Origin of the sequence: Kribbella capetownensis (assembly GCF_004331485.1) — a bacterium.
Taxonomy (GTDB): domain Bacteria; phylum Actinomycetota; class Actinomycetes; order Propionibacteriales; family Kribbellaceae; genus Kribbella; species Kribbella capetownensis.
Genome location: NZ_SJKD01000006.1, coordinates 359,450 through 381,284 on the forward strand (window position 1 = coordinate 359,450; position 21,835 = coordinate 381,284).

A 21,835-nucleotide genomic window follows, 5' to 3' on the forward strand; every position below is an offset into this window, starting at 1 on the left:
CAGGAGAGAGATAGGTCACCTCCCACCCCGCGGAGGCTCAGTCGTGCGGCCGCTGCAGTGGCTGCTCGACCGGCTGCTGCGTGGCCGGGTGCTCCGGCAGGCGCGGGTTGACCTCGCCCTTCAGTGCCAGCTTGGCAAGGTGGTTCCGCGCCTCTTCAGCGAACTTGAAGTCGCACAGTACGTCGTACGTCGTCGCGACCACTGCGGTCCGCGAGGTGAAGTCGCGCCGGCCGGCGGACTGGGCGTAGCCGAGGCCGCCGAACACCAGACCGAAGAAGGCGCCCAGCACCACACCGGTGAGCAGCGCCGCGAGCCAGTTCCCTGTCGTGAACAGGCCCAGCAGCAGGCCGACGAACAGACCGAACCAGGCACCGCTGGCCAGTCCTGCGGTGAGCGCCCGGCCCCAGGTGAGCCGGCCGGTGATCTTCTCCACCTGACGGAGGTTGTTGCCGACGATGGTCGTGTGCTCGACCGGGAACTTCTCGTCCGAGAGGTAGTCGACAGCTCGCTGCGCCTCCCGGTAGGTGTCGTACGTCCCGATCGTCAGGCCACTCGGCCGGGGGTCCATCGAGGGCATGCCCTGCGGGGTCATCGTCGTTCCTCTCCACGTTCGTCACCCCCATCATTGCCGACGGCTGGTTACGACGCCTTGATAGCCTCGCCGGTGATGGCCGGGCGACGGTGGGACATTGGCGCGACACGCCGGATGGGACGAGTCTTCGCCCGGCGGTCGGGCGGTGACGGCCCGGGACCGGTCGACCTGGTCGCCAGCGGGAAGCTGGACGGCGCACTGGTCGACTGGGCCTTCTACCGCGACGGCCGGCGCGACGCCAAGACCAACTCCTATACAGAGGCTCTGAGCCGGGCCAAGCGGGGCCAGGGGTTCGTGTGGATCGGACTGTTCCAGCCTGACGACCGACAGTTGGCCATCATCGGCGCGGAGTTCGGACTGCATGCGCTGGCGATCGAGGACGCCGCCGAGGCCCATCAACGCCCGAAACTGGAGCGGTACGACGACACGTTGTTCGCCGTACTGAAGACAGTCAGGTATGTTCCGCACGGCGACCTGACGGCCACCAGCGAGGTGGTCGAGTCGGGTGAGGTGATGGTGTTCTGCGGACCCGGGTTCGTCGTGACGGTCCGGCATGGGGAACACAGTGAGCTGACCGGACTCCGGCAGTCCCTGGAGGAGCAGCCCGAACGCCTCGCCCTCGGTCCCGGCGCCGTACTGCATGCCATCGCAGACCTTGTCGTCGACAGGTACCTCGAGGTGACCGACGCCGTACAGGCGGACATCGACCTGATCGAGACGGAGATGTTCAGCCCGCGCGGCTGGCGGAACATCGACCGCGTCTACCAGCTCAAGCGCGAGGTGCTGGAGCTGAAACGCGCGGTGGCTCCGCTGACCGGCCCGATGCGGGCGCTGTCGACGTTGCGCCATCCGCTGATCGCCGACGAGACCCGGAACTACTTCCGCGACGTCGACGACCACCTGCTGCGGGTGAAGGAGCAGGTGATCTCGTTCGACGAGCTGCTCAGCTCGATCCTGCAGGCCGGGCTGGCCCAGGTGCAGGTCGCCGAGAACGAGGACATGCGCCGGATCTCTTCGTGGGTGGCGATCCTCGCCGTCCCGACGATGATCGCCGGCATCTACGGGATGAACTTCGACAACATGCCCGAACTGCACCTGAAGTACGCCTACTTCGTGATCCTCGGCATCATGTTCGCCGCGTGCACGGTCCTTTACCGGTTGTTCAAGCGCAACCACTGGCTCTGAGGCCGGAGTTCCAATACAGCGTCACGCACGAGTTGGCAACCTTCTGCCATGGCCACGAGTACCACTCGTTTGGAATGTTCCAACAGTTGTGGACGACTCGGCGCCCTTGATTGAATGCGGTCATCGCGTTCGGTCAGCAGACCGCCACATTCTGCGACCGGCGGCATCGGGGGATGTCGTGATGGGTTCGGCGTGTCGGTAGGCAGGGAGGGCTGTGCCGTGCTTCGTATTCATTTCACACCGCGTGATCTGACCCGGGTCACAGTCGCCACCAATCCCGCTCCGCTGTGGGAGGTGCTGCTGAGCCTCCACATGCTGCAGCACTCCGACGGGCGGCTGATCTTCGAGGACTGGCGCCGGCAGGTGCGGGCGAAGGTCGCTCCGGAGCAGATGCGGCTGCTGCTCGAGCTGACCCCGCTGCGCGGCTACTCCCCCGACTTCCTCACCCCGGCGGAGCCGGCACCGGACTTCGAGACCGCGCTGGAGCTGACGCTGGCCACGCCGCGTCAGCAGATCCGCAGTCAACTCGACCTGCTCAGCAAGTACCGTCCGGTCTCCCCGTGGACGCGGGAGCTGGCGCAGGGCGAGCGTTCCTCGCTGCAGAAGCTCGGCCGGGCGATCCGCACGTACCACGCGGCCGCCATCGCGCCGTACTGGAAGTCGATCGGGACACATGTGTCCGCAGATCACGCACACCGCGGGGAGGCACTGGCCCGGCACGGGGTGGACCGGCTGCTCTCGTCGCTGCACCCGCGGGTCCGGTGGGTGGCGCCGGTCCTGCAGGTGCTGGACATGAACGACCGCGACCTCTACCTGGACGGGCGCGGCATCGAGCTGCAGCCGTCGGCGTTCTGCTGGCAGGTGCCGACCAAGCTGCGCGACCCGGAGCTGAAGCCGATCCTGGTGTACCCGATCCAGCACGCGCCGGGCATCCTGCGGCAGGGGTCCGCGGAGCCGGATCCGTCGACCGACGCGCTGGGGTCACTGCTCGGCTCGACCCGTGCTGCCGCGCTGGAGGCCGCCGTCGCCGGCTGTACGACGACGGAGCTGGCCAAGCGCTGCAAGATCTCCCCGGCCGCGGCCAGCCACCAGGCCACGGTCCTGCGGGAGGCGGGTCTGATCACCACCCGCCGGGACGGCGCCTCCGTGCGTCACGAGATCACCCAGCTGGGGATCTGGCTGCTGTCCGGCCACGGCTCGGGCAAGACCCGGCAGCCACCCTCGGACCTGCAGGTGAGCGTCTAGCCACCCCTCCGCGGCACGCTGGACGCCGACCGGCACCGCCCCGCCTGTCGGCCCAGCGTGCCGGCCTGTCCTGCCGGCGCCTGCTCAGAGCTTGTAGTCCTCCAGCAGCCGGCGGCCGATGATCATCCGCTGGATGTCCGCCGTACCCTCGCCGATCAGCAGCATCGGGGCCTCGCGGTAGAGGCGTTCGATCTCGTACTCCTTGGAGAAGCCGTAGCCGCCGTGGATGCGGAACGAGTCCTCCACGACCTGTGCGCAGTACTCACTCGCCAGGTACTTCGCCACGCCGGCTTCGAAGTCGTTGCGGGAGCCGCTGTCCTTCTTCCGCGCCGCCTTCACCATCAGCTCATGCGCGGCCTCGACCTTGACCGCCATGTCGGCCAGCCGGAACAGCACCGCCTGGTGGTCGGCGATCTTCTTGCCGAACGTCTCCCGCTGCTGCGCGTACGAGATGCCGAGCTCGAAGGCCCGCCGCGCCACCCCGCAGCCGCGGGCGGCGACGTTCACCCGCCCGACCTCGACGCCGTCCATCATCTGGTAGAACCCCTTGCCCGGTACGCCGCCAAGGATCTGGCCCGCGTCGATCCGGTAGCCGTCGAAGATCAACTCGGTCGTGTCGACGCCCTTGTAGCCCATCTTCTCGATCTTGCCCGGCACGCTGAGGCCCTTGTCCACCTCGCCGAACCCGGGCTCCTTCTCGACCAGGAACGTCGTCATGTTCCTGTACACCGAGTCCTGGCCCTCGTCGGTCTTCACGAGTACGGCGACCAGGTTGCTGGAACCACCGTTCGTCAGCCACATCTTCTGGCCGTTGATGGTGTATGAGTCGCCCCCTTCAGCCGACACAGTCTTGACCGCCTTGGTCTTGATCGCGGCGACGTCGGAACCACAGCCGGGCTCGGACATCGAGAACGCGCCGCGGACCTCGCCGGTCGCCATCCGCGGCAGGTACTTCTGCTTCTGCTCGCCGGTGCCGTGCTGGAGCAGCATGTACGCCACGATGAAGTGGGTGTTGATGATGCCGGACACGCTCATCCAGCCGCGGGCGATCTCCTCGACACAGAGTGCGTAGGTGAGCAGCGATTCGCCGAGGCCGCCGTACTCCTCCGGAATCATCAGGCCGAACAGGCCGAGTTCCTTGAGGCCCTCGACGATGTCGGTCGGGTACTCGTCGCGGTGCTCCAGTTCGGTCGCGACCGGGAGGATCTCCGACTCGACGAACGCGCGGACCGTCTTGAGGATCTCCTCCTGGATGTCGGTCAGCCCGTCGGTGTGCTGCAACCTGCTCATCGTCGGCTCCTTCGGGAGTTGGCCTTACCCGCGAGTATCGCGGTTCTCAGCATCCCGGTGTGAGGCCGACACCCGCTGTGACACCGGCCACGCGGTCACCGTCGCGTGGCTCACTCGTCGCTGGAACCGTCCGAATTGGGGTTGGGCAGCGCCCGGCCGATCGTGGCGAACAACGTCGCGATCTGCGGAGTCGCGCGCCAGCGGTGCTGCTGCTGTGCGTCGAACAGCCGCTTCCTGGCGTCGTAGAAGTGCTCCGCGGCCGATTCGGTGTCACCGTGGTCCAGCGCCTCCGCGGCTCGGTCCAGGTCGTGCGCTGCCTCCCGCGGAGCCTTGCTCCGGCTCCCCTGCTGGGTGGCGCGGACCTGCGCGGCCAGAGTCCGCATGCTCTGCACCAGCGCCGCCTGCGGGTTCTGGTGCGTCTCCTTCGGAGTCGGCGTGGGCTTCGGCTTCTTCGACGGCGTCTTGGAGGGCGTCGGGGTCGGCTTCGAAGTGGTCTTGGGCGCGACCGAGACCTTCTGCACCGGCGCGGACGGCGTCCCACCTGCCTGCGCAGGCGGTTCGTTGGTCACGCTCTCGCGGAGCAGCAGGCCGCCAGTGATCGCAGCCAGCACGACCGCGGCAGCTACACCCACCTTCGCGAGCGGGAACGCCCTGCGAGGTGCCCGGTGAGTGCCCGTTTCGGCGGCCTCGTCCTCCCAGTGGCCCACGCCGACCACGTCCTCGGCCGCGTCCGTGTGCTCACCCGGCTCGTCGGTCGCCGGTGCGGGGAGAGACAGCACCTGCGTCGCGTTATGGGCTGGAGATGGCGTCAGGAGGGCAGCGACCTGAGCAGCCGACGACGGTCGGTCAGCGGAGTCCTTGGCCAGCAGATGCGTGACGAGGCCCGCCAGCTCGACCGGTACGTCGGACCGCAGGATGGGCGGCGGCGGTGTCTCGAGGTGCTGGCGCATGACGACGTCCACCGTCTCGCCAGTGAAAGGCGGCGTACCGCTGAGGAGCTCGTAGAGGACGCAGCCGAAGGAGTACCAGTCGCTGGCGGGGGTGGCCGACTTGCCGCGGACCTGCTCCGGCGACACGTACGACGCCGTACCGAGCAGGACACCCAGTCCGGTTGTTTCGTTGCCCGCCCGCTTGGCGATGCCGAAGTCGGTGATCTTGAGCGTGCCGTCCGCCGCCAGCATCAGGTTGGCCGGCTTCACGTCGCGGTGCACGATCCCGGCAGCGTGGGCCGCGTCCAGACCGCGTGCACCCTGAGTCGCGATGTCGGCGACCAGTTCGCCGCTCGGCAGGCCCGCCGTACGCATCAACTGGGCCAGATCGGGGCCGGAAACGAGTTCCATCACCAGGAACACGTGTTCACCCTCGGTGCCGACGTCGTACGTCGCGACGACGTTCGGATGCGTCAGCCGCGCGGCTGCCTGCGCCTCCGCCCGGAACCGCTCGGCCGCGTCCATCGGGTCGCCCTCGAGCCGGCGAAGCAGCTTGACTGCCACCTGGCGGGCCAGGACGGTGTCCTCGGCCTTCCACACCTCACCCGCGCCACCCCTGCCCAGCAGGGTGAGCAACCGGTAACGCCCTGCCAGTACCTCGCCGTTCACAAACAACACCTTCCGCAGCGGACCGCAACACCTTAGGCGGCGACGCCATGAAGTGCGAGCGCACAGCGAATTCTTCAGCACCTGTTGAGGTTCGTCACACCTTCTCCAGCAGGATGTTCGCGAGGGCCGCCGGCGCGGTCACCATGGCGTCGTGGCCGACAACCAGTTCGGTGCTCTCCCAGCCGAAGTCCTTGGCGAGTTGCGGGAACGGCATGGGGCCGTCGGGTGTGCAGAGCACCGCCCGGCACGGGATCGTATCGACAGCACCGGACAGCTTGGTGGGATCGGAGAAGGTCCGGCGGGGATGCGGAGTCAGCCGCGGTTCGAGCCACGCGACCTGCTCCGGTTCCGTCACGCCGACCATGGCGGCTGGGTGGGGCGGGATCACCCCTTCCTCGGTCACCGAGTCGAGCCACTGCAGGAAGAACTCCGGAGCCAGGTCCTCCAGCGACTCCCCGTCCTGGCCCGCCCAGGCGTCGATCATGACGATCCGCCCGACGCGTTCCGGAGCCCGGTCTGCCACCTCGCGGACGACGAGACCGGCATAGCTGTGCCCGACGAGTACGACGTCCCGCAGGTCCTCGTAGCGCAGCATGCCCAGGATGTCGTCCACGTGAGTCTGCAGTCCGATCGCAGGGGTGAGGAGGTGGCTCCGCTCCCCGAGCCCCGTGAGCGTCGGCGTGAACACCTCATGCCCGGCCTCCCGCAGCACGCGGGCCACCGGCTGCCAACACCACCCGCCATGCCAAGCCCCATGAACCAACACGTACGTCGCTCGTCCCTCAGCCATGCCGCATCTCCTCTTGGTGGTCTACGGCAGGATTTTTACATACCTACAGTCTGTATGTAAGTTCTTTTCTGGCGATGGGTTAGGAGCGGTGGGCGCAGCCTGGGGTTTGGCGGCCGGCCGCACCGATCAACAGCAGCTCGAGCTGGCTCAGTGTGTCCCGCAGCGTGGCGCGCTCGTCCGCGGCGTGGGCGAGGTCCAGGGCGCTCTCGCAGATGGCGCCGTAGAGCAAAGAGGTGAGCGGGGCCAGCGGTCGGGCCGGGATACACCCTGCCTCGACGGCGATGGTCAGCCCGGTCCTCAGCTGCTCCTTGCAGCCGGCGTGGATACCTCGCATCGCGTTCCAGTCGAGCGCAACCGGCGCTTCGACCAGGGTGATCTTGCGGACGGCGGGCTCGAGAGACGACTCGAGCAGAGTCCTGCCCCCCGCGATCACCCCGTCCCACGGGTCGTCCTGCGCGCGGAACGCCCGCCGTACGACCGCCACCAGCGCCTGCTGCTCCGCGGTGTACACCTCGCGGAAGATCTGCTCTTTGTTGCTGAAGTGGTGATAGAAGGCACCCCGCGTCACGCCGGCCCGCTCACAGATCGCCCCCAGCGAGGTGCCTGCGAACCCCTGCTCGACGAAGAGCCCACGAGCGGTCGAGAGCAGGGCGTCCGTCGTCGCCTTCGTACGGTCCTGCTGGCTCCGCCGCGCCCTGGTGGTCACTCGTCGGCCTCTCTCACTCGGCTCCGACGAGAAACATACAGACAGCATGCATCTCAGCGCGCGGCCGTCGCCGCCGCGGACACTCGCCGCGATGACAGTACTGCCGGAGCGCACTAGGTTGCTGACATGGTGCGCAAACTGTCCCTCCTGGTCGCCGCCGGCCTCGTCGCGACGAGATTGACCACCACGACCGCGTCGGCGACGCCGGCGCATCACCCCAAGCCGGTGGTGAAGTGTGAGTTCACGCCGACGCCGGAGAATCCGGCGGCGAAACCGGTGCGGATTCCTTCGCCCACCGCGAAGGCCAAGGGCACGGTCGATGTGTTCTTCGTGACGAACTACGGACCGTTCGTCGTACGGATGGACCGGGCCAACGCGCCGTGCGGGGTGCACAACTTCGTCCATCTGGTGAAGAGCCGGTTCTACGACTTCACCCAGTGCTTCCGGCTGACCAACTCGGCCCGGCTCGGCGTCCTGCAGTGCGGGGACATCTACCGGCAGGAGGAGGGTGGCCCGGGGTACAAGTTCCCCGACGAGGTCACCGGCAACGAGACCTACCCGCGCGGCACTGTTGCCTACGGCAACCAGGGTCCGGGGACGAACGGCAGTGAGTTCTTCGTGGTCCACTCCTTCGCCAACATCGACCCGAACTACACCGTCCTCGGCCACGTGATCGCCGGCATGTCCACCTTCGACCGCATGGTCGCCGCCGGCATCGCCGACCCCGACCAGGACGGCCCGCCGGTCAAGCCCATCCGCATCTACAAGGTCTGGTCCTTCTAGGGGTAGGTCGGCTGGCGGGTTGTCTGATGGATGGCGGTCTGTAAGCCGTCAGCCGTGAAACATCCGGCCAGGCGAGGCGTTGGGATGGGTCGACGGGGAGGGTAATTCGGGTGGTCTGCGGGCTACCTTGAGCTCGTGGGCACTCGCGGACGACCGAGGCATCCCGACGTACTGACGCCGGCCGAATGGCAGGTGGTGCACGCTGTCCGGCACGGCATGTCCAACCGGGAGATCGCCCGGCGCCGCGGAGTGAGCCTCGACGCCGTCAAGTTCCACGTCGCGAATGCCTTGCTGAAGCTCGGCCTGCAACGCCGGGCCGAGCTTCGCACCTGGCGCGGCGTGCCCGCGGACAGCGCTCTGTACGGACAAGGAGGCTCGGACATGGTTCTGCAGTTGGGCACGATCGGACAGATCGCACGACCGGTCAGCAACATCCAGACCGCGGTCGACTTCTACGGCGGGACGCTCGGGTTGCGGCATCTCTACACCTTCGGAGACCTCGCGTTCTTCGACTGCGGCGGGACGAGATTGTTCCTCAGCGCGAACGACGGTCCGGTGGGCGAGCCGTCGGTGCTGTACTTCCGCGTCGACAACATCCAGTCCGCGTACGACGACCTGAGGGCGCGAGGCGTGGAGTTCGAGACCGCGCCGCACCTGATCCACAAACACGACGGCGGCGTCGAGGAATGGATGGCTTTCTTCCCGGACCCCGACGGTCATCTGCTCGCGATCATGGCGCAGGTCGCTCCCGAGCCGTGAGGTCGCACAGCAATCCACGGTCGGGGTCAACCCACGAGCCGGTGGGTTGACCCATCGGATTCCCGTAGGCCAACCCACCGTCTGGTGGGCGAACCCATCAGACGGGTCGGGGCGGGCGGGGCGGGCGGGCGGGCGGGCGGGCGGGGAACTACTACTCCTCCGGCTGCCAAATATCAGTCCGAGTCATCCCGGCCGCGCGGCCTTTGGCCGACACCACGAGAGCCATCTTTCGGGACGCCTCGTCGATCATTTCGTCGCCGAGCATGACTGCTCCCCGGGCGCCGCCGGCCGCCGAGGTGTAGTGGTCGTAGGCGTCGAGGATGTTCTCGGAGTGGTCGTAGTCTTCCTGCCGCGGCGAGTACACCTCATTGGCCGCAGCGATCTGGTCGGGATGCAGCACCCACTTGCCATCGAAGCCGAGCGCCGCGGACCGGCCGGCGACGCGGCGGAAGCCGTCTACGTCCTTGATCTGCAGGTAGGGACCGTCGATCGCCTGCTTCCCGTGCGCCCGCGCGGCCATCAGGATCTGCATGAGGATGTAGTGGTACGCGTCTCCGACGTCGTACCCGGGCGGCTGTTCACCCACGACCAGCGACTTCATGTTGATCGACGCCATGAAGTCGGCCGGGCCGAAGATGATCGTCTCGACGCGGGGTGATGCGGTGGCGATCGCGTTGACGTTGGTGAGGCCGAGTGCGTTCTCGATCTGCGCTTCGATGCCGATCCGGCCGGGCTCGTACCCGTGCACCTTCTCGAGTTGGGTGAGCAGCAGGTCGAGCGCGACCACCTGCTCGGCGGTCTGCACCTTGGGCAGCATGATGCAGTCGAGGTTCGCGCCGGCGCCGGCGACGACCTCGATCACGTCGGCGTAGGTCCATTCGGTGGTCCAGTCGTTCACCCGGACGACGCGGAGCTTGGTGCCCCAGCCGCCTTCGTTCAGCGCGGCGACGATGTTCTTGCGCGCGTCCACCTTGGCGATCGGCGCGACCGAGTCCTCCAGGTCGAGGAACACCTGGTCGGCGTCCAGGCCCTTCGCCTTGGCCAGGAACCGCGGGTTCGACCCCGGCGTGGCCAGGCAGGACCGCCTGCTGCGCAAGGTAGTTGTCTGATCAGCCATCGCCGTCGTCCTCCAACTCGGGTTACCCGCCGGTCACGGGCAGCGTACGGCGGACCCGCGACGAGGTCCGGTGATCGGGCTCACTTCGCCGTCCAGTGTGTCCCGTTTCACCGTGCCGGCCAGAAGAACCTGCCCACGAGGACGCGGTGTGACAACCTTGGGTCCGTGACCATCGAGGACGCTGCCGCAGAGATCGCCGGTGTCATGAAGAAGGCCGGCCTCGTCTGGCTGTCCTGGAACGGCGGACGCCCCGCACCAGCCTGGTTCGCCACAGTCGACGGCCAGTACGTCGTACTGGCGGACGCAGCCGAGAGCGCAGAGCAGCCGCTGCCCGGACTGGCCGCAGCCGGCTCGGCTGACGTCGTCGTACCGGCCAAGCCCGCCACCAATCGGCTGGCGAGCTGGAAGGCGACAGTACGACGGTTGGACCCGGGCAGCGACGAGTGGACGACAGCAGCCCAGGTACTACGCACCGAGCGGCTCAACGCGGCCGGACTGGACACGCAACTCGAGCGGTGGAAGACCGAAGCGGACCTGCTCGTGCTCGAGCCCACCGGTGAGATCACCGAGGCGGCCGGGCGGTACGACGCCACTCCGCGAGCCGAAGCGCCGATCGGTACCAAGGCAACGACCCGTGGCAAGCCACCCGTCACCCTGCACCGCCGCATCCGCCGCCGCCCGCGCCTGAGCTGAGACTCCACCTCGGCGGGTTAGCCTTCGAACATGACCGGATCACCGTCGCGCGTGTACGTCGCCCGGCTGGCCGGTCTGCCCGTGTACGACCCGAACGGGGATCAGGTCGGCAAGGTCCGCGACGTCGTGGCGATGATGCGGCAGGGTACGCAGCCGCCGCGGGTGCTCGGTCTGGTGGTGGAGGTGTTCACCAGGAGGCGCATCTTCCTGCCGATGACCCGGGTGACGAACGTCGACGTCGGACACGTCACCACCACCGGACTGGTGAACATGCGCCGGTTCGAGCAGCGGCCGACCGAGGTACTGGTACTCGGCGAGATGCTGGACCGCACTGTCACCGTCCTCGAGACCGGCGCGACCGCAGTGGTGTTCGACATGGCCATGGAGCAGTGGCGGACCCGGGATTGGGTGCTGTCGAAGGTGGCGGTGCGCGAGGGCGGCAAGCGGTTCCGGCGTCGCGGGCAGTCGCACGTGTTCGACTGGGCCGACGTGAGCGGCTTCGCCCAGGTCGAGGAGGGTCAGGGCGCGACCCACATCCTGGCTGCGTTCGAGTCGATGAAAGCCGCGGACCTGGCCGCCGTACTGCATGATCTGTCGCCCAAACGGCGCAAGGAGATCGCGGCCGCGTTGGAGGACGAGCGGCTGGCCGACGTACTGGAGGAGCTGCCCGAGGACGACCAGGTGGAGATCCTGGCCGGTCTGGACACCGAGCGCGCGGCGGATGTGCTCGAGGAGATGTCACCGGACGATGCGGCCGACCTGATCGCCGAGCTGCCCACCGAGACCGCCGAGGCCCTGCTCACGCTGATGGAGCCGGACGAGGCCGAGGACGTACGCCGTCTGCTCACGTACGAGGAGCGCACGGCCGGCGGACTGATGACGTCGGAGCCGGTGATCCTGCCGGCGGACGCGACCGTCGCGGACGCGCTGGCCCATGTCCGCAACGCCGATCTGAGTCCCGCACTGGCCGCCATGATCTACGTCTGCCGGCCGCCGCTGGAGACTCCGACCGGCCGGTTCATCGGCATCGGCCACATCCAGCGGCTGCTCCGCGAACCGCCGTCCGAACTGGTGTCCGCCGTACTGGACACCGATCTGGACGGGCTGCGGCCGGACGACAGCCTGACCACGGTCAGCAAGTACCTGGCGACCTACAACCTGGTCGCCGCGCCGGTGCTCGACGACGAAGGCCGGCTGCTCGGTGCGGTCACGGTCGACGACGTACTCGACCATCTGCTCCCCGACGACTGGCGTGAATCCGATCAGCACGGCGACAACGACTCGCAGGAGGTGGACCACGATGCCTCGTGACGACCGCAGCACCGACGACCGCCGCCTGCGCAGTACGGCGGCGCGGCTCGACGTACCGCGGGACTGGCGGCGGACGTTCGTACCGCGGCCGTCGTACGACGCCGACGCGTTCGGGCGGCTGTCGGAGCGGATCGCCCGCTTCCTCGGCACCGGGCAGTTCCTGGTCTACATGACCGCGACGATCCTGTTCTGGGTCGCCTGGAACATCTTCGCGCCGGAGAGCCTGCGGTTCGACCAGTACCCGTTCATCTTCCTGACGCTGGCGCTCAGCCTGCAGGCGTCGTACGCCGCTCCGCTGATCCTGCTGGCACAGAACCGGCAGGAGGCGCGGGACCGGGTGCAATACGAACGCGACCGCGACGTGGACGCCCGGACCCGTGCGGACATGGAGTTCCTGGCCCGCGAGATGGCCTCGCTGCGGATGGCCGTCGGCGAGGTCGCGACCCGCGACTTCCTCCGCTCCGAGCTGCGCGCGCTGCTCGCCGATCTGGACCTGAAGAGCCGCGAAGACGATCGCGTTTGACCTCTTTGGAGCCGAGATACTCTCGCTATCAGGTGAGGAAGGACGTGGAATGAAGACTCGATTCGCGCCTGATCGCGGCCTCAGCCGCCGGATGGTGATGACCAGTTTCCTGCTCGGTCTGCTGTACGTCGCGTTCGTCGCGCTGCTGATCGCGCTGACCGGGAGCGCCGTACTGGCCGTGGTGATCGCGGCCGGGGCGCTGTTCGTGCAGTACTGGTTCTCGGACCGGATCGCGTTGTACGCGATGCGCGGGCGGATCGTCAGCCCGGAGGAGGCGCCACAACTGCACGGCGCGATCGACCGGCTGTGTGCCCTGGCCGACATGCCGAAGCCGAGGGTCGCTGTCGCCGACGTCGACCTGCCGAACGCCTTCGCCACCGGGCGCAACCCCAAGAACGCGGTCGTCTGCGTGACCACCGGGATCATGCGCCGGCTGGACGCGGACGAGCTCGAGGGCGTTCTGTCGCACGAGCTGTCCCACGTCGCCCATCGGGACGTCGCGGTGATGACCATCGCGTCGTTCCTCGGCGTACTCGCGGGCCTCATCACCCGCTTCGGCCTGTACGGCGGACTGAGCCGGAACCGCGACCAGAACACGGCCGTGATCGTGCTGACCGTGATCCTGGTGTCCGTCGTCGTGTACGCGATCTCGTTCCTGCTGACGCGAGCGCTGTCGCGCTACCGCGAGCTCGCGGCGGACCGGGCCGGCGCCATGCTGACCGGCAGACCGTCGGCGCTGGCCTCGGCGCTGACCAAGATCAGTGGGGACATCGCCCGGATACCGTCGCGCGACCTGCGTCAGGCGGAGGCGTTCAACGCGTTCTTCTTCGCCCCGGCGATCTCGGGCCAGGGGAAGAGCCTGTCCTCGCTGCTCTCCACCCACCCGCCGCTGGAGACACGCCTCGACCGCCTGGGTGTGCTGTCGCGCGAGCTGGGCGAGCAAGCTTAGGTCATGGGCCTTCTCGACATCCTGCTCGGCCGGAGCAAAGCCGTCCCGCCGAACCTCGACCAGCTCTTCTCGCTTCCGTCGGCCGCGATCACGCTCGACACGGCGGCCGGTTACACGCCGACCGGGAGTGGTTCGGTCTGTTTCAAGGCGGCCGAGGGTGGTGGTTTCTCGACCCTGCGCGAGGAGGTGGACAACCTGCTCGCGCTCGACAACGGGAAGTTCACCAGCCACACGGACTCGTACGGCTTCACCTGGCTGGTCCGGCAGACCACTCCGGACGACGTCGAGGGCCTGGTCACCGACCTGCACGCGGTGAACACGTCGCTGGTCGACGCCGGCTTCGGATCGGCGCTGCTGTGCACGCTCGTCGCGTTCACCAACGGGAGCAAGTCACTCGGGCTCGTCTACCTCTACAAGCGAGGTTCCTGGTATCCGTTCGTCCCCGCCGGGCAGGACCGCCGCGACAACGCCACCGAACTCCAGATCAAGTCGGTCATCGGCACCGACCTCCGCTTCGAACAAGACCTCTCCCGCTGGTTCCCCATCTATGGCGCCCCCGGCCTCTAACGCAAGGACACCAGCAGTCAAACGCGCACCATCCGAGCGGGCACCGGGCGGCCGGGGCAGGTAAGGGTTGCCTTGCCGGGCCTACGTCACATGGACTGTGGTCGGGGTGGTTCGGGGGAGCACGTAGCCTGGGGGTATGGCTCCCACTGCTGATCAGGTGACCACGGCACTCGGTGGTGTACTGGATCCGGAGATCAAGAAACCGATCACGGACCTGGGCATGGTCGAGTCGGTCGTAGTCCGCGACGACGGCGTCGTCGCGGTCCGGATTCTGCTGACCGTCGCAGGCTGTCCGATGAAGGACACGCTGCGCCGCGACACGACCGCCGCGGTCAGCAAACTCGACGGCGTCACCGGGGTCGAGATCGACCTGGGCGTGATGTCGGCCGAGCAGCGGGCAGCCCTGCAGACGCAACTGCGCGGTGGCGTGGCGGAGAAGGAGATCCCGTTCTCCCGGCCGGACTCGCTGACCAAGGTGTTCGCGATCGCGTCCGGCAAGGGCGGTGTGGGCAAGTCGTCGGTGACGGTCAACCTCGCGGCCGCGATGGCGCGGCAGGGGCTGCAGGTCGGCGTACTGGACGCGGACATCTACGGGCACTCGGTGCCGGCGATGTTCGGCGTCGCCGACGAGCGGCCGACCGCCGTGGACGACATGATCATGCCGGTGCCGGCGCACGGCGTGAAGGTGATCTCGATCGGCATGCTGAAGCCGAAGCGCGACCAGGTGGTCGCCTGGCGCGGCCCGATCCTGGACCGCGCGCTGGTGCAGATGCTGGCCGACGTGTACTGGGGCGACCTCGACGTTCTGCTGCTCGACCTGCCGCCCGGCACCGGCGACATCGCGATCTCGGTCGGCCAGCGGCTGACCAGCGCCGAGGTGATCGTGGTGACGACCCCGCAGGAAGCCGCCGCCGAGGTGGCCGAGCGGGCCGGCACGATGGCGCAGATGGTGCACCAGCGGGTCGCGGGCGTGGTCGAGAACATGTCCTTCCTGCCCTGCCCGCACTGCGGCCCCGAGCACCGGATCGAGATCTTCGGCACCGGTGGCGGCACCCGCGTCGCGGAGACGCTGTCCGCACGCCTCGGCTACAAGATCCCCCTCCTCGGCGAGATCCCGCTGGACGAGCGCCTCCGCAGCGGCGGCGACCTGGGCAACCCGTTGGCCGTCACCGACCCGGAAACTCCCGCAGCGCAGGTCCTCACGCAGATCGCGGCCACCCTGGGCGGCCGCCCCCGAGGCCTGGCCGGCCGCCAACTCGGTCTCTCCCCCGCGGGCCGCTGACGACTCTCGGACTGACGCGGCGTTGGTGTTGACTTGGCCGGGTGCCGATTCCTGACAAGCACCCGGTCCTGACCGACGGCGTGGTCACCTTGCGTGCGCCGCTGCCGGACGACGTACAAGGGCAGATCGACCGTCAGCGCGAGGAACCCGGCCGGGGCTTCACCGGCGAGGACGCGCGGCGGTGGATCGGCTTCGGCATCACCGACGCGTGGACGTCGCGCGATCGGCTCGTGTTCATCGTCGAGTATCAAGGCCGGTACGCCGGTACCGCGGCGTTGAAGCCTGATTCGGACGGCAACGCCCGGCTGCATTACGGACTGTCCGAGTGGGCCCGGGGGGCCGGAGTGGCGAGTCGTGCCGTCCGGCTGCTGCTGGAGTTCGGCTTCACCACGTGCGAGTTCCGCGTCGTCCATTGGTGGGCGAGCGTCGGCAACTGGCCGTCGCGCCGGGTCGCCTGGGCCACCGGGTTCCGGTTGGGCGAAACCATCCCCGGCCTGGTCGAGCAAGGCGGCCGGCCGATCGACGCCTGGACCGGCTGGATCGGCCGGGACGATGCCCGCAGTCCGCGCCGGCCGTGGTTCGACCATCCGGTGCTGGAGACGCCACGACTGCGGCTGCGGACCTGGCGCCAGGACGAGCTCCCCCGCATCACCGCGGCCCGGACCAACGAGCCGACCGCGCACTTCCTGCCCTTCATCCCCCAGCCGTTCACCGCGGACGATGCCCGGCTGTGGCTGCGCAGTCTGGCCGAACAGGCCGCCTCCGGGATCCGCTACAACTGGTGCATCGCGGACTCTGACAGCGACGTCGGCCTGGGCAACCTCACCCTGTTCAACATCTATCGCGATGCGGTGGGCGACGGCGAGATCGGTTACTGGGCCCACGCTGACGCCCAGGGCCGCGGGGTGATGACCGAGGCGATCGAGCGGATGGCCCGGTGGTACTTCGCACCCGAGAACGAAGGCGGTCTGGGCGGCCGCAAGCTCCTGATCCGTACGGCGGCCACCAACAAGGCGGCTCGACGCGTGGCAGAGAAGTCAGGCTTCCACCTGGCCGGCACCGAACGTGATGCCTTCCCGCTGGCCAGCGGGCTGGACGACCGGGTCACCTACGACCGGCTGGTCGCCGACCGCTCCGGCTGACGGCTCAGGTCGACTCGGGGTCGAAGGGTGCCTTTTGACCGGCCGGGAGGCGGTCCGGGCTGGAGTCCATGAAGTCCGGGGTGCTGGTCGGCTTCTCATCGTCGAGGTCGTCGGAGCCTTCGAGCAGGTGTTTGCGGACGAAGTTCTTCGGGTTCAGATCCTGCAGCTCGAGGTCGGCGAACTCCGGGCCGAGCTCGTTGCGCAGATCGTTCTGGGCGTTGCTGACCATCTGGCGGACCTGACGCAGCAACCGGCCCGCGGTGCGAGCGAACTCCGGCAGCCGATCCGGGCCGAACACGACCACGGCGACGATCGCGATCACCACCAGCTCGAGTGGCCCGATGCCGAACATGTCCCCACCTCTCTGTACGTCGTTTCCGACGGCGTCCAGGGTAGCCGCCGTACGGTGACACCGCCTGCCGGGTCAGCCGATCTGGCTGGCCAACGCAACCGTCGCCTGGCGCTCCCGCCCGCCGCGCTCGTACGCCAGCTTCACGCTCTCACCAGGCTGGTGGGTACGAATCGCGACGATCAGTGCTTCGGCGGTGTCCACGGCCTGGTTGTTGATCGAGGTGATCACGTCACCGACCCGTAATCCGGCTCGTGCAGCCGGAGACCCGACGTCGACCTTGCTCACCCGCGCGCCGCCCTCGAACTGCATGTCCACCTGCGCGCCGATCACCGGGTACGACGCCTGGCCGTTGGCGATCAGCTGCTGAGCGGTCCGCCGGGCCTGGTCGATCGGGATCGCGAACCCGAGCCCGATATTGCCGCTCTGGCCCTCCTGCGAGCCGCGCACGGTGGCGATCGCGGAGTTCACGCCGATCACCCGGGCGTTCATGTCGACCAGCGGCCCGCCGGAGTTGCCCGGGTTGATCGCCGCGTCGGTCTGCAGCGCGTTGATGAACGACTCCGGGTCGGCGGGCTCTCCGGAGGTGGTGACCGGTCGGTTCTTGGCGGAGATGATGCCCGAGGTGACCGTGCCGGCCAGCCCGAGCGGTGAGCCGATCGCGACCACGTCCTGACCGACGATGGCCAGGTCGGAGCGTCCGAACTGCACCGACGGCGCCTTCAGGCCGGCCACCTGGACGATGGCGAGGTCGTACGCCGGGGAGCGGCCGACCAGCCGCGCGGTCGCAGGCTTCCCGCCCTCGGCGACGACCTGGATCGAGCCGCCCTTGGCCGCCGCGGCGACGACATGGTTGTTGGTCAGGATGTGGCCGACGTTGTCGATCACGAAGCCGGAGCCGGTCGCGTTCGAGTCGTCCGCGCCCTCGACCCGCAACTGCACGACGCTCGGCAGCAGCGTCGAGGCGACCGCGGAGACCGAGCCGGTGCGGATCTTCGGGTCCGCGCCGGTGCCGACCGGCGGGGTGGGCTGCTCGGCGACCGGAGAGGTGTTGCCATTCAGGGAGACGACGGTCACGGCGGCCCCGGCGCCCGCGATCACGCCGATGACCAGGGCGACGGCCGCGGCGATCGCGACGACGCGGTTGGTCTTGGGCGGCGGCGCCGGGGTGTACGCGCGGGCCTGCTGCTGGTGCCAGTCGATCGGCGGGGGCGGCGTGTACGTCGGTTGGTACCCGGGACGCTGGGTCGGCCAGGCCTGCCCCTGGTACACCGGCCGGAAGTTGGGCTCCTCGGCGGCAGGCCGCCCGAAGCTGCGTTGTGTCACCGAACGACCACCGTTCTGCCGGTACGACGCATCGCTCCCGGGAGGCGGCATCGGCATGCTGCCCGACCCGGCCGCGGGCGGCACCAGCGCCGACAACGGCGGACCATCGGCGGTCGGCTCTGCCGCGGCAGGCGCCTCCGTCGGGATGATCCGGGTGGGTTCCGGCGTCGCTGGATCGCGGGGGGTCGGAACTGTCGGTTCGGCGTCGTCGCTGGTCACGGTGGCCGCCTCACGTGTCGTGGTCGTCGGTCGGAGGCCCTCTCCCGGAGTTGCCGGAAGAGCCTTCCAGATTCGATTATCCCAGCTTCGGCGAAAGCGCACCCATCGGAGTGAGCCAGGTAGCGATTTTCGCCAGCCCAGCACCCATCCGCTGGATCGCCGACAGCTTCACCGGGACGTCATGGGGGAACGCCCGGACCACCTGGCCGAGCATGTCCGGCGGCAGGTCGCCGATCAGCGTGTAGACGATCCCGCCAGACGACCAGACGACGTACGACGGCATCCCGTAGCGCTGGTAGACGCCAGGGGTGTCAGTGGTGCCGAAACCGGCAACAGCTGCTGGGTCGAGCGCGCCGCGCTGCTCGAAGAGCGAGAGATTGAACAGCCCGTCGGAGTACGAGAACTGCAGCGATCCGTTGCTGGTGTCCTGGTGGACGTCGTACAGCTTGAGCGAGGCGGGCAGCTCCGGGGCACAGACCCAGCCCTCGGAGCGCAGGTTGTCGACCGTGCCGAGACCCATCGACTCGACTCCGCTGGGCGCCATCGGCGGCAGGTGCCCGAGGAACTCCGAGTCCTCGATGTCCAGCTCGGTGAACACCGTGGCCCGGACCATCGTCTTGCCGTCCACGCTGAACAGCTGCCGCTGCAGCAGCAGTCCGGTCGCCTTGTCGATCCAGAACCGCGCCGCCAGCGTCTCGTCGTCACGCAGCGCCTCGACCAGTACGGCAGACCGACCGATCGTGTCTGTGCAGCACTTGTAGACAAGCGCGTACGTCGCCTGCAGCAAGGCCAGCGGTCCACCGTCGACCGCACCGGCATTCGCGGTGCGTTGGACGAAGGCCTTTGCGCCGGGAGACGCCTCGGAGCCGACCACAGTGATCTCGGAGCCCTGCGAGGCCGCGTGCACGATGTCGAGCATCGCGGAGCTGGCGCCCTGCGGTCCCCAGGAGGTGATGATCTGGGTGCCGTGGAACGACACCCGGTTCGGCGCCGCGGCGGCGCGCTCGAGCCAGCTGACGGCCGTCGGTGAGTCCTCACGGGACGCGACAGTGACCGCAGCAGCGGGCATGGGCAGGCCGAAGCCGATCAGTGCGGTGCTGACCAGTACGGCGAGCCGGGAGAGGCTCACAGGTCAGCGTCCTGCCAGGGCCACCGGCTGCAGCGTCGGGCTCAGCCCCGCGTACCCAGCCCCGTTGTACGAGTTCAGCAGCGCGACCGGGTCCGCGAACGGCGCTCCGCTCGTCGTGCTGGCGTGGTCGGACGAGAAGCTCGCGACCGGCGGCTGCAGCGCGGGCGGCTGCTCCGACCGGGCCGGGTCTCCGACGACGAACGCCGTACCGAGCAGTGAGGCCACTGCGGCGGCAGAGCTTGCAGCAGTCAGTACGCCGGTCCGCCGCCGGGAGCGCGTGGTCCGCGGCGCCGGGCCGGTGGAACCACCGCGACCGGCCGGGAACGCGGACCGCTGCGGGAAGAGCGACACCGCCGGTGTGAGAACCGGGCGGACCTCCTCGCGTGGCTCCATCGAGAACGACGAGACGCCCATCAGGCGCTGCATCAGGTCGGTGGACGGCTCCGGCAGCTCCTGGGCCGCCATCCGGGCCTTGAGCCGGCGCTGGGCGTCCACCTCGGCACGGCAGGTGTCACAGCTGACCAGGTGGCTCAGCACCTTGTCGCGGGAGTCGTGGTCGAGCTCACCGTCGACGACGGCACTCAGCTTGTCCATCGGGTGTTGCAGCGTCACCGGTGCTCACCTCCGGTGCTGAACGGTCCGTCTGCGGGCGGACCGCCGATCCGGGACTGACCAGAGCGCGGGGCGCGGTGCTCCAGGTGCTTGCGCAGCATCGAGCGGCCGCGGTGGATCCGGCTGCGGACCGTCCCGAGCTTCACGTCCAGGACGTCGGCGATCTCTTCGTACGTCATGCCCTCGATGTCGCAGAGCACCACGGCCGCGCGGAAGTCCTCCGGCAGCGCGTCCAGTGCGTCCTGCACGTCGTGGTCGAACAGGTCCGAGTCGAGCTTCTCGGCCGGGCCCTCACCCTTGGCCGGGAGCCGGTCGTGCGCGTCCTCCGGCAGGCCGTCGAACCGGATCCGCTGCTTGCGGCGGGCGCCGTCCAGGAACAGGTTCGTGGTGATCCGGTACAGCCAGCCCTCGAAGGTGCCCGGCGTGTACGACGACAGCGAGCGGAACACCCGGACGAAGACCTCCTGGGTCAGGTCCTCGGCGTCGTGCTTGTTGCCGGTCAGCCGATACGCGAGCCGATAGACCCGGGCCGAATGCGCGCGGACGATCTCGTCCCACGACGGCAGCGCGTCCGGAACCGTCTCCGGGACAGGCACCACCGAGGTGTCAGCCGGCTTCACCGCAACGCCTCCCAGTGTCGGTTCGGCAATAAGCGTGAAGGCCATGGTGCCGCGTTCACCGTCCTCTGCGCACGTGGGGAACACCCGGGTCGGACCCTGAGTTGCTCGTACGACGGCTCAACGCGGTGCCCCGACCGGAAGTTCCCGGCCGGTGCCCTCACCAAAGAAGACGTATCAGCGGCCATTTCGGTTGAATCAGTTCTCCTCGATCACAGCGATCGGGTCCCCGTCACGGACGACTTCGCCCTCGGCGACCTTCAGCTCGACGATGGTCCCGGCCACCTCGGCCAGCACCGGGATCTCCATCTTCATCGACTCCAGGATGACGAGGGTGTCCTCCGGCCCCACCGTGTCCCCGGCCCGGGCGGTGACTTTCAGCACATTGGCCACCAGCTCCGCCACCACGGTATGACTCAACTCGCACTCCTCCGGTCCGGATCCCTGCCCCGATCCTAGTGCGCGGGGCTCTGGTGTCCTGAGTCTCCGGCCTTGCGGGCCCGGTACGACGCGACACGGGTGCGACTGGAGCAGGTCGGCGAGCAGAACCGGCGCGGTCTGCGCTCGGCCGGGTTCACGAAGACGCGCTCGCAGTCCGGGGCCGCGCACGAGTCGATCGCGGCGAAGCCATGCCCGGCCGCGAAGCCGGCCAGCCCCAGCGCGGTCGAGGCAGCGAGCCACTCGGCCCACGTCGCCTCCGGCTTGGCCACATGCAGGTGCCACGGCGACCCGTCATGGTCGGACAGATACGGGCGTACGGCGTACTCCGCGAGCACCTCGTTGAGCACTCGGGCCGCGTCCGTCGGGTCGGCGTGGAACACCGGCCGGATCCGCTCGCGGACGGCCCGGACCGCGTCCAGGTCGCCCTCGTCCAGCGTGATCGGGTCCGTCTCACCGTGCTCCAGCAGGAACCCGCGGACATCGTCAGGCTCATTGAGCTGCTCTGGGTCGCGGGTGCGCGTATTGACCAGATCGACCGCGAGCCGGATCAGCCGGTCCGGCGTCTGGATCTCCACCACTTCTCCTTCCCGTAACGTGTTTGCTAGCGTAA

At 68.6% G+C, this 21,835-nt stretch carries 24 protein-coding genes; 11 read left to right on the forward strand and 13 right to left on the reverse strand.

Annotation, left to right across the window (positions count from 1 at the left end; genetic code table 11):
• Positions 1-37 precede the first annotated feature (37 nt).
• Positions 38-592 carry a YflT domain-containing protein gene (locus E0H75_RS26645; protein ID WP_131516379.1) on the reverse strand — a complete coding sequence of 185 codons (555 nt, stop codon included), beginning with the start codon at positions 590-592 and terminating at the stop codon, positions 38-40.
• A 75-nt stretch (positions 593-667) separates the two neighbouring features.
• On the opposite strand from E0H75_RS26645, the gene E0H75_RS26650 reads away from it, so the two are divergent.
• On the forward strand, positions 668-1,777 hold the full coding sequence (locus E0H75_RS26650) for a magnesium and cobalt transport protein CorA (protein WP_131516380.1): 1,110 nt from the start codon (positions 668-670) through the stop codon (positions 1,775-1,777).
• A gap of 219 nt (positions 1,778-1,996) precedes the next feature.
• Positions 1,997-3,022 carry a helix-turn-helix domain-containing protein gene (locus E0H75_RS44690; RefSeq protein ID WP_131516381.1) on the forward strand — a complete coding sequence of 342 codons (1,026 nt, stop codon included), beginning with the start codon at positions 1,997-1,999 and terminating at the stop codon, positions 3,020-3,022.
• 84 nt (positions 3,023-3,106) lie between these two features.
• Here E0H75_RS44690 and E0H75_RS26660 read toward each other — a convergent pair whose 3' ends face one another.
• The 4 genes from E0H75_RS26660 to E0H75_RS26675 all read right to left on the reverse strand — a co-directional run bounded on the left by E0H75_RS26660 (position 3,107) and on the right by E0H75_RS26675 (position 7,406).
• A complete protein-coding gene (locus E0H75_RS26660; protein WP_131516382.1) occupies positions 3,107-4,312 on the reverse strand; it encodes an acyl-CoA dehydrogenase family protein in 1,206 nt (401 codons plus the stop codon).
• Between the two features lie 110 nt (positions 4,313-4,422).
• The gene (locus E0H75_RS26665; protein ID WP_131516383.1) at positions 4,423-5,910 is read right to left on the reverse strand and encodes a serine/threonine-protein kinase; all 1,488 of its coding nucleotides are present in this window, start codon (positions 5,908-5,910) and stop codon (positions 4,423-4,425) included.
• A gap of 94 nt (positions 5,911-6,004) precedes the next feature.
• The gene (locus E0H75_RS26670) at positions 6,005-6,700 is read right to left on the reverse strand and encodes an alpha/beta fold hydrolase (RefSeq protein ID WP_131516384.1); all 696 of its coding nucleotides are present in this window, start codon (positions 6,698-6,700) and stop codon (positions 6,005-6,007) included.
• A gap of 79 nt (positions 6,701-6,779) precedes the next feature.
• Positions 6,780-7,406, reverse strand: a complete 627-nt coding sequence (locus tag E0H75_RS26675) for a TetR/AcrR family transcriptional regulator (protein ID WP_202873186.1) — start codon at positions 7,404-7,406, stop codon at positions 6,780-6,782.
• Between the two features lie 126 nt (positions 7,407-7,532).
• Here E0H75_RS26675 and E0H75_RS26680 point away from each other — a divergent pair, with 126 nt between their 5' ends.
• Positions 7,533-8,189: a peptidylprolyl isomerase gene (locus tag E0H75_RS26680; RefSeq protein WP_131516386.1), complete on the forward strand. Its 657-nt coding sequence runs from the start codon at positions 7,533-7,535 to the stop codon at positions 8,187-8,189.
• A gap of 135 nt (positions 8,190-8,324) precedes the next feature.
• Positions 8,325-8,948 carry a VOC family protein gene (locus tag E0H75_RS26685; protein WP_131516387.1) on the forward strand — a complete coding sequence of 208 codons (624 nt, stop codon included), beginning with the start codon at positions 8,325-8,327 and terminating at the stop codon, positions 8,946-8,948.
• 151 nt (positions 8,949-9,099) lie between these two features.
• Here the strand turns inward: E0H75_RS26685 and E0H75_RS26690 are convergent, their stop codons facing one another.
• Entirely contained in the window at positions 9,100-10,065 is a 966-nt protein-coding gene (locus tag E0H75_RS26690; RefSeq protein WP_131516388.1) for an HpcH/HpaI aldolase/citrate lyase family protein, read from the reverse strand.
• A 165-nt stretch (positions 10,066-10,230) separates the two neighbouring features.
• Between E0H75_RS26690 and E0H75_RS26695 the strand changes: the two genes are divergently transcribed.
• The 7 genes from E0H75_RS26695 to E0H75_RS26725 all read left to right on the forward strand — a co-directional run bounded on the left by E0H75_RS26695 (position 10,231) and on the right by E0H75_RS26725 (position 16,532).
• A complete protein-coding gene (locus E0H75_RS26695; protein ID WP_131516389.1) occupies positions 10,231-10,758 on the forward strand; it encodes a hypothetical protein in 528 nt (175 codons plus the stop codon).
• 30 nt (positions 10,759-10,788) lie between these two features.
• Positions 10,789-12,069: a magnesium transporter MgtE N-terminal domain-containing protein gene (locus tag E0H75_RS26700; RefSeq protein WP_131516390.1), complete on the forward strand. Its 1,281-nt coding sequence runs from the start codon at positions 10,789-10,791 to the stop codon at positions 12,067-12,069.
• The gene (locus E0H75_RS26705; protein ID WP_131516391.1) at positions 12,059-12,592 is read left to right on the forward strand and encodes a DUF1003 domain-containing protein; all 534 of its coding nucleotides are present in this window, start codon (positions 12,059-12,061) and stop codon (positions 12,590-12,592) included. Before E0H75_RS26700 ends, E0H75_RS26705 begins: the two co-directional genes overlap by 11 nt.
• 49 nt (positions 12,593-12,641) lie before the next feature.
• Positions 12,642-13,541, forward strand: a complete 900-nt coding sequence (gene htpX / locus E0H75_RS26710) for a zinc metalloprotease HtpX (protein WP_131516392.1) — start codon at positions 12,642-12,644, stop codon at positions 13,539-13,541.
• A 3-nt stretch (positions 13,542-13,544) separates the two neighbouring features.
• Complete coding sequence (gene pspAB, locus E0H75_RS26715) at positions 13,545-14,108, forward strand: PspA-associated protein PspAB (protein ID WP_131516393.1); 564 nt, start codon at positions 13,545-13,547, stop codon at positions 14,106-14,108.
• Between the two features lie 136 nt (positions 14,109-14,244).
• Complete coding sequence (locus E0H75_RS26720; RefSeq protein ID WP_131516394.1) at positions 14,245-15,390, forward strand: Mrp/NBP35 family ATP-binding protein; 1,146 nt, start codon at positions 14,245-14,247, stop codon at positions 15,388-15,390.
• Between the two features lie 41 nt (positions 15,391-15,431).
• Positions 15,432-16,532, forward strand: coding sequence for a GNAT family N-acetyltransferase (locus E0H75_RS26725; protein ID WP_131516395.1), 1,101 nt, complete (start codon positions 15,432-15,434; stop codon positions 16,530-16,532).
• A 4-nt stretch (positions 16,533-16,536) separates the two neighbouring features.
• Here E0H75_RS26725 and E0H75_RS26730 read toward each other — a convergent pair whose 3' ends face one another.
• From E0H75_RS26730 to E0H75_RS26760, 7 genes are all read right to left on the reverse strand, one after another.
• The gene (locus E0H75_RS26730) at positions 16,537-16,884 is read right to left on the reverse strand and encodes a sec-independent translocase (protein ID WP_131516396.1); all 348 of its coding nucleotides are present in this window, start codon (positions 16,882-16,884) and stop codon (positions 16,537-16,539) included.
• Between the two features lie 72 nt (positions 16,885-16,956).
• Positions 16,957-18,426, reverse strand: coding sequence for a S1C family serine protease (locus E0H75_RS26735; protein ID WP_131516397.1), 1,470 nt, complete (start codon positions 18,424-18,426; stop codon positions 16,957-16,959).
• A 76-nt stretch (positions 18,427-18,502) separates the two neighbouring features.
• Positions 18,503-19,555 carry a LolA-like protein gene (locus tag E0H75_RS26740; RefSeq protein WP_131516398.1) on the reverse strand — a complete coding sequence of 351 codons (1,053 nt, stop codon included), beginning with the start codon at positions 19,553-19,555 and terminating at the stop codon, positions 18,503-18,505.
• Between the two features lie 3 nt (positions 19,556-19,558).
• Positions 19,559-20,167, reverse strand: a complete 609-nt coding sequence (locus tag E0H75_RS26745) for an anti-sigma factor family protein (RefSeq protein ID WP_131516399.1) — start codon at positions 20,165-20,167, stop codon at positions 19,559-19,561.
• The gene (gene sigE, locus E0H75_RS26750; protein ID WP_131516400.1) at positions 20,164-20,832 is read right to left on the reverse strand and encodes an RNA polymerase sigma factor SigE; all 669 of its coding nucleotides are present in this window, start codon (positions 20,830-20,832) and stop codon (positions 20,164-20,166) included. The genes E0H75_RS26745 and sigE overlap by 4 nt, the downstream gene beginning before the upstream one ends.
• A 150-nt stretch (positions 20,833-20,982) precedes the next feature.
• Entirely contained in the window at positions 20,983-21,204 is a 222-nt protein-coding gene (locus E0H75_RS26755; protein ID WP_131359088.1) for a biotin/lipoyl-binding carrier protein, read from the reverse strand.
• Positions 21,205-21,239: 35 nt separating this feature from the next.
• Complete coding sequence (locus tag E0H75_RS26760; protein ID WP_238163295.1) at positions 21,240-21,800, reverse strand: CGNR zinc finger domain-containing protein; 561 nt, start codon at positions 21,798-21,800, stop codon at positions 21,240-21,242.
• Between the last annotated feature and the right edge of the window lie 35 nt (positions 21,801-21,835).

Bases quoted from the DNA above. Each gene is read 5' to 3' on its own strand.
- E0H75_RS26650 (WP_131516380.1), top strand. From the start codon at position 668: ATGGCCGGGCGACGGTGGGACATTGGCGCGACACGCCGGATGGGACGA.
- E0H75_RS26720 (WP_131516394.1), top strand. From the start codon at position 14,245: ATGGCTCCCACTGCTGATCAGGTGACCACGGCACTCGGTGGTGTACTG.
- E0H75_RS26660 (WP_131516382.1), bottom strand. From the start codon at position 4,312: ATGAGCAGGTTGCAGCACACCGACGGGCTGACCGACATCCAGGAGGAG.
- E0H75_RS26680 (WP_131516386.1), top strand. From the start codon at position 7,533: ATGGTGCGCAAACTGTCCCTCCTGGTCGCCGCCGGCCTCGTCGCGACG.
- E0H75_RS26670 (WP_131516384.1), bottom strand. From the start codon at position 6,700: ATGGCTGAGGGACGAGCGACGTACGTGTTGGTTCATGGGGCTTGGCAT.
- E0H75_RS26645 (WP_131516379.1), bottom strand. From the start codon at position 592: ATGACCCCGCAGGGCATGCCCTCGATGGACCCCCGGCCGAGTGGCCTG.
- pspAB (WP_131516393.1), top strand. From the start codon at position 13,545: ATGGGCCTTCTCGACATCCTGCTCGGCCGGAGCAAAGCCGTCCCGCCG.
- sigE (WP_131516400.1), bottom strand. From the start codon at position 20,832: ATGGCCTTCACGCTTATTGCCGAACCGACACTGGGAGGCGTTGCGGTG.
- E0H75_RS26730 (WP_131516396.1), bottom strand. From the start codon at position 16,884: ATGTTCGGCATCGGGCCACTCGAGCTGGTGGTGATCGCGATCGTCGCC.
- htpX (WP_131516392.1), top strand. From the start codon at position 12,642: ATGAAGACTCGATTCGCGCCTGATCGCGGCCTCAGCCGCCGGATGGTG.
- E0H75_RS26700 (WP_131516390.1), top strand. From the start codon at position 10,789: ATGACCGGATCACCGTCGCGCGTGTACGTCGCCCGGCTGGCCGGTCTG.
- E0H75_RS26690 (WP_131516388.1), bottom strand. From the start codon at position 10,065: ATGGCTGATCAGACAACTACCTTGCGCAGCAGGCGGTCCTGCCTGGCC.
- E0H75_RS26705 (WP_131516391.1), top strand. From the start codon at position 12,059: ATGCCTCGTGACGACCGCAGCACCGACGACCGCCGCCTGCGCAGTACG.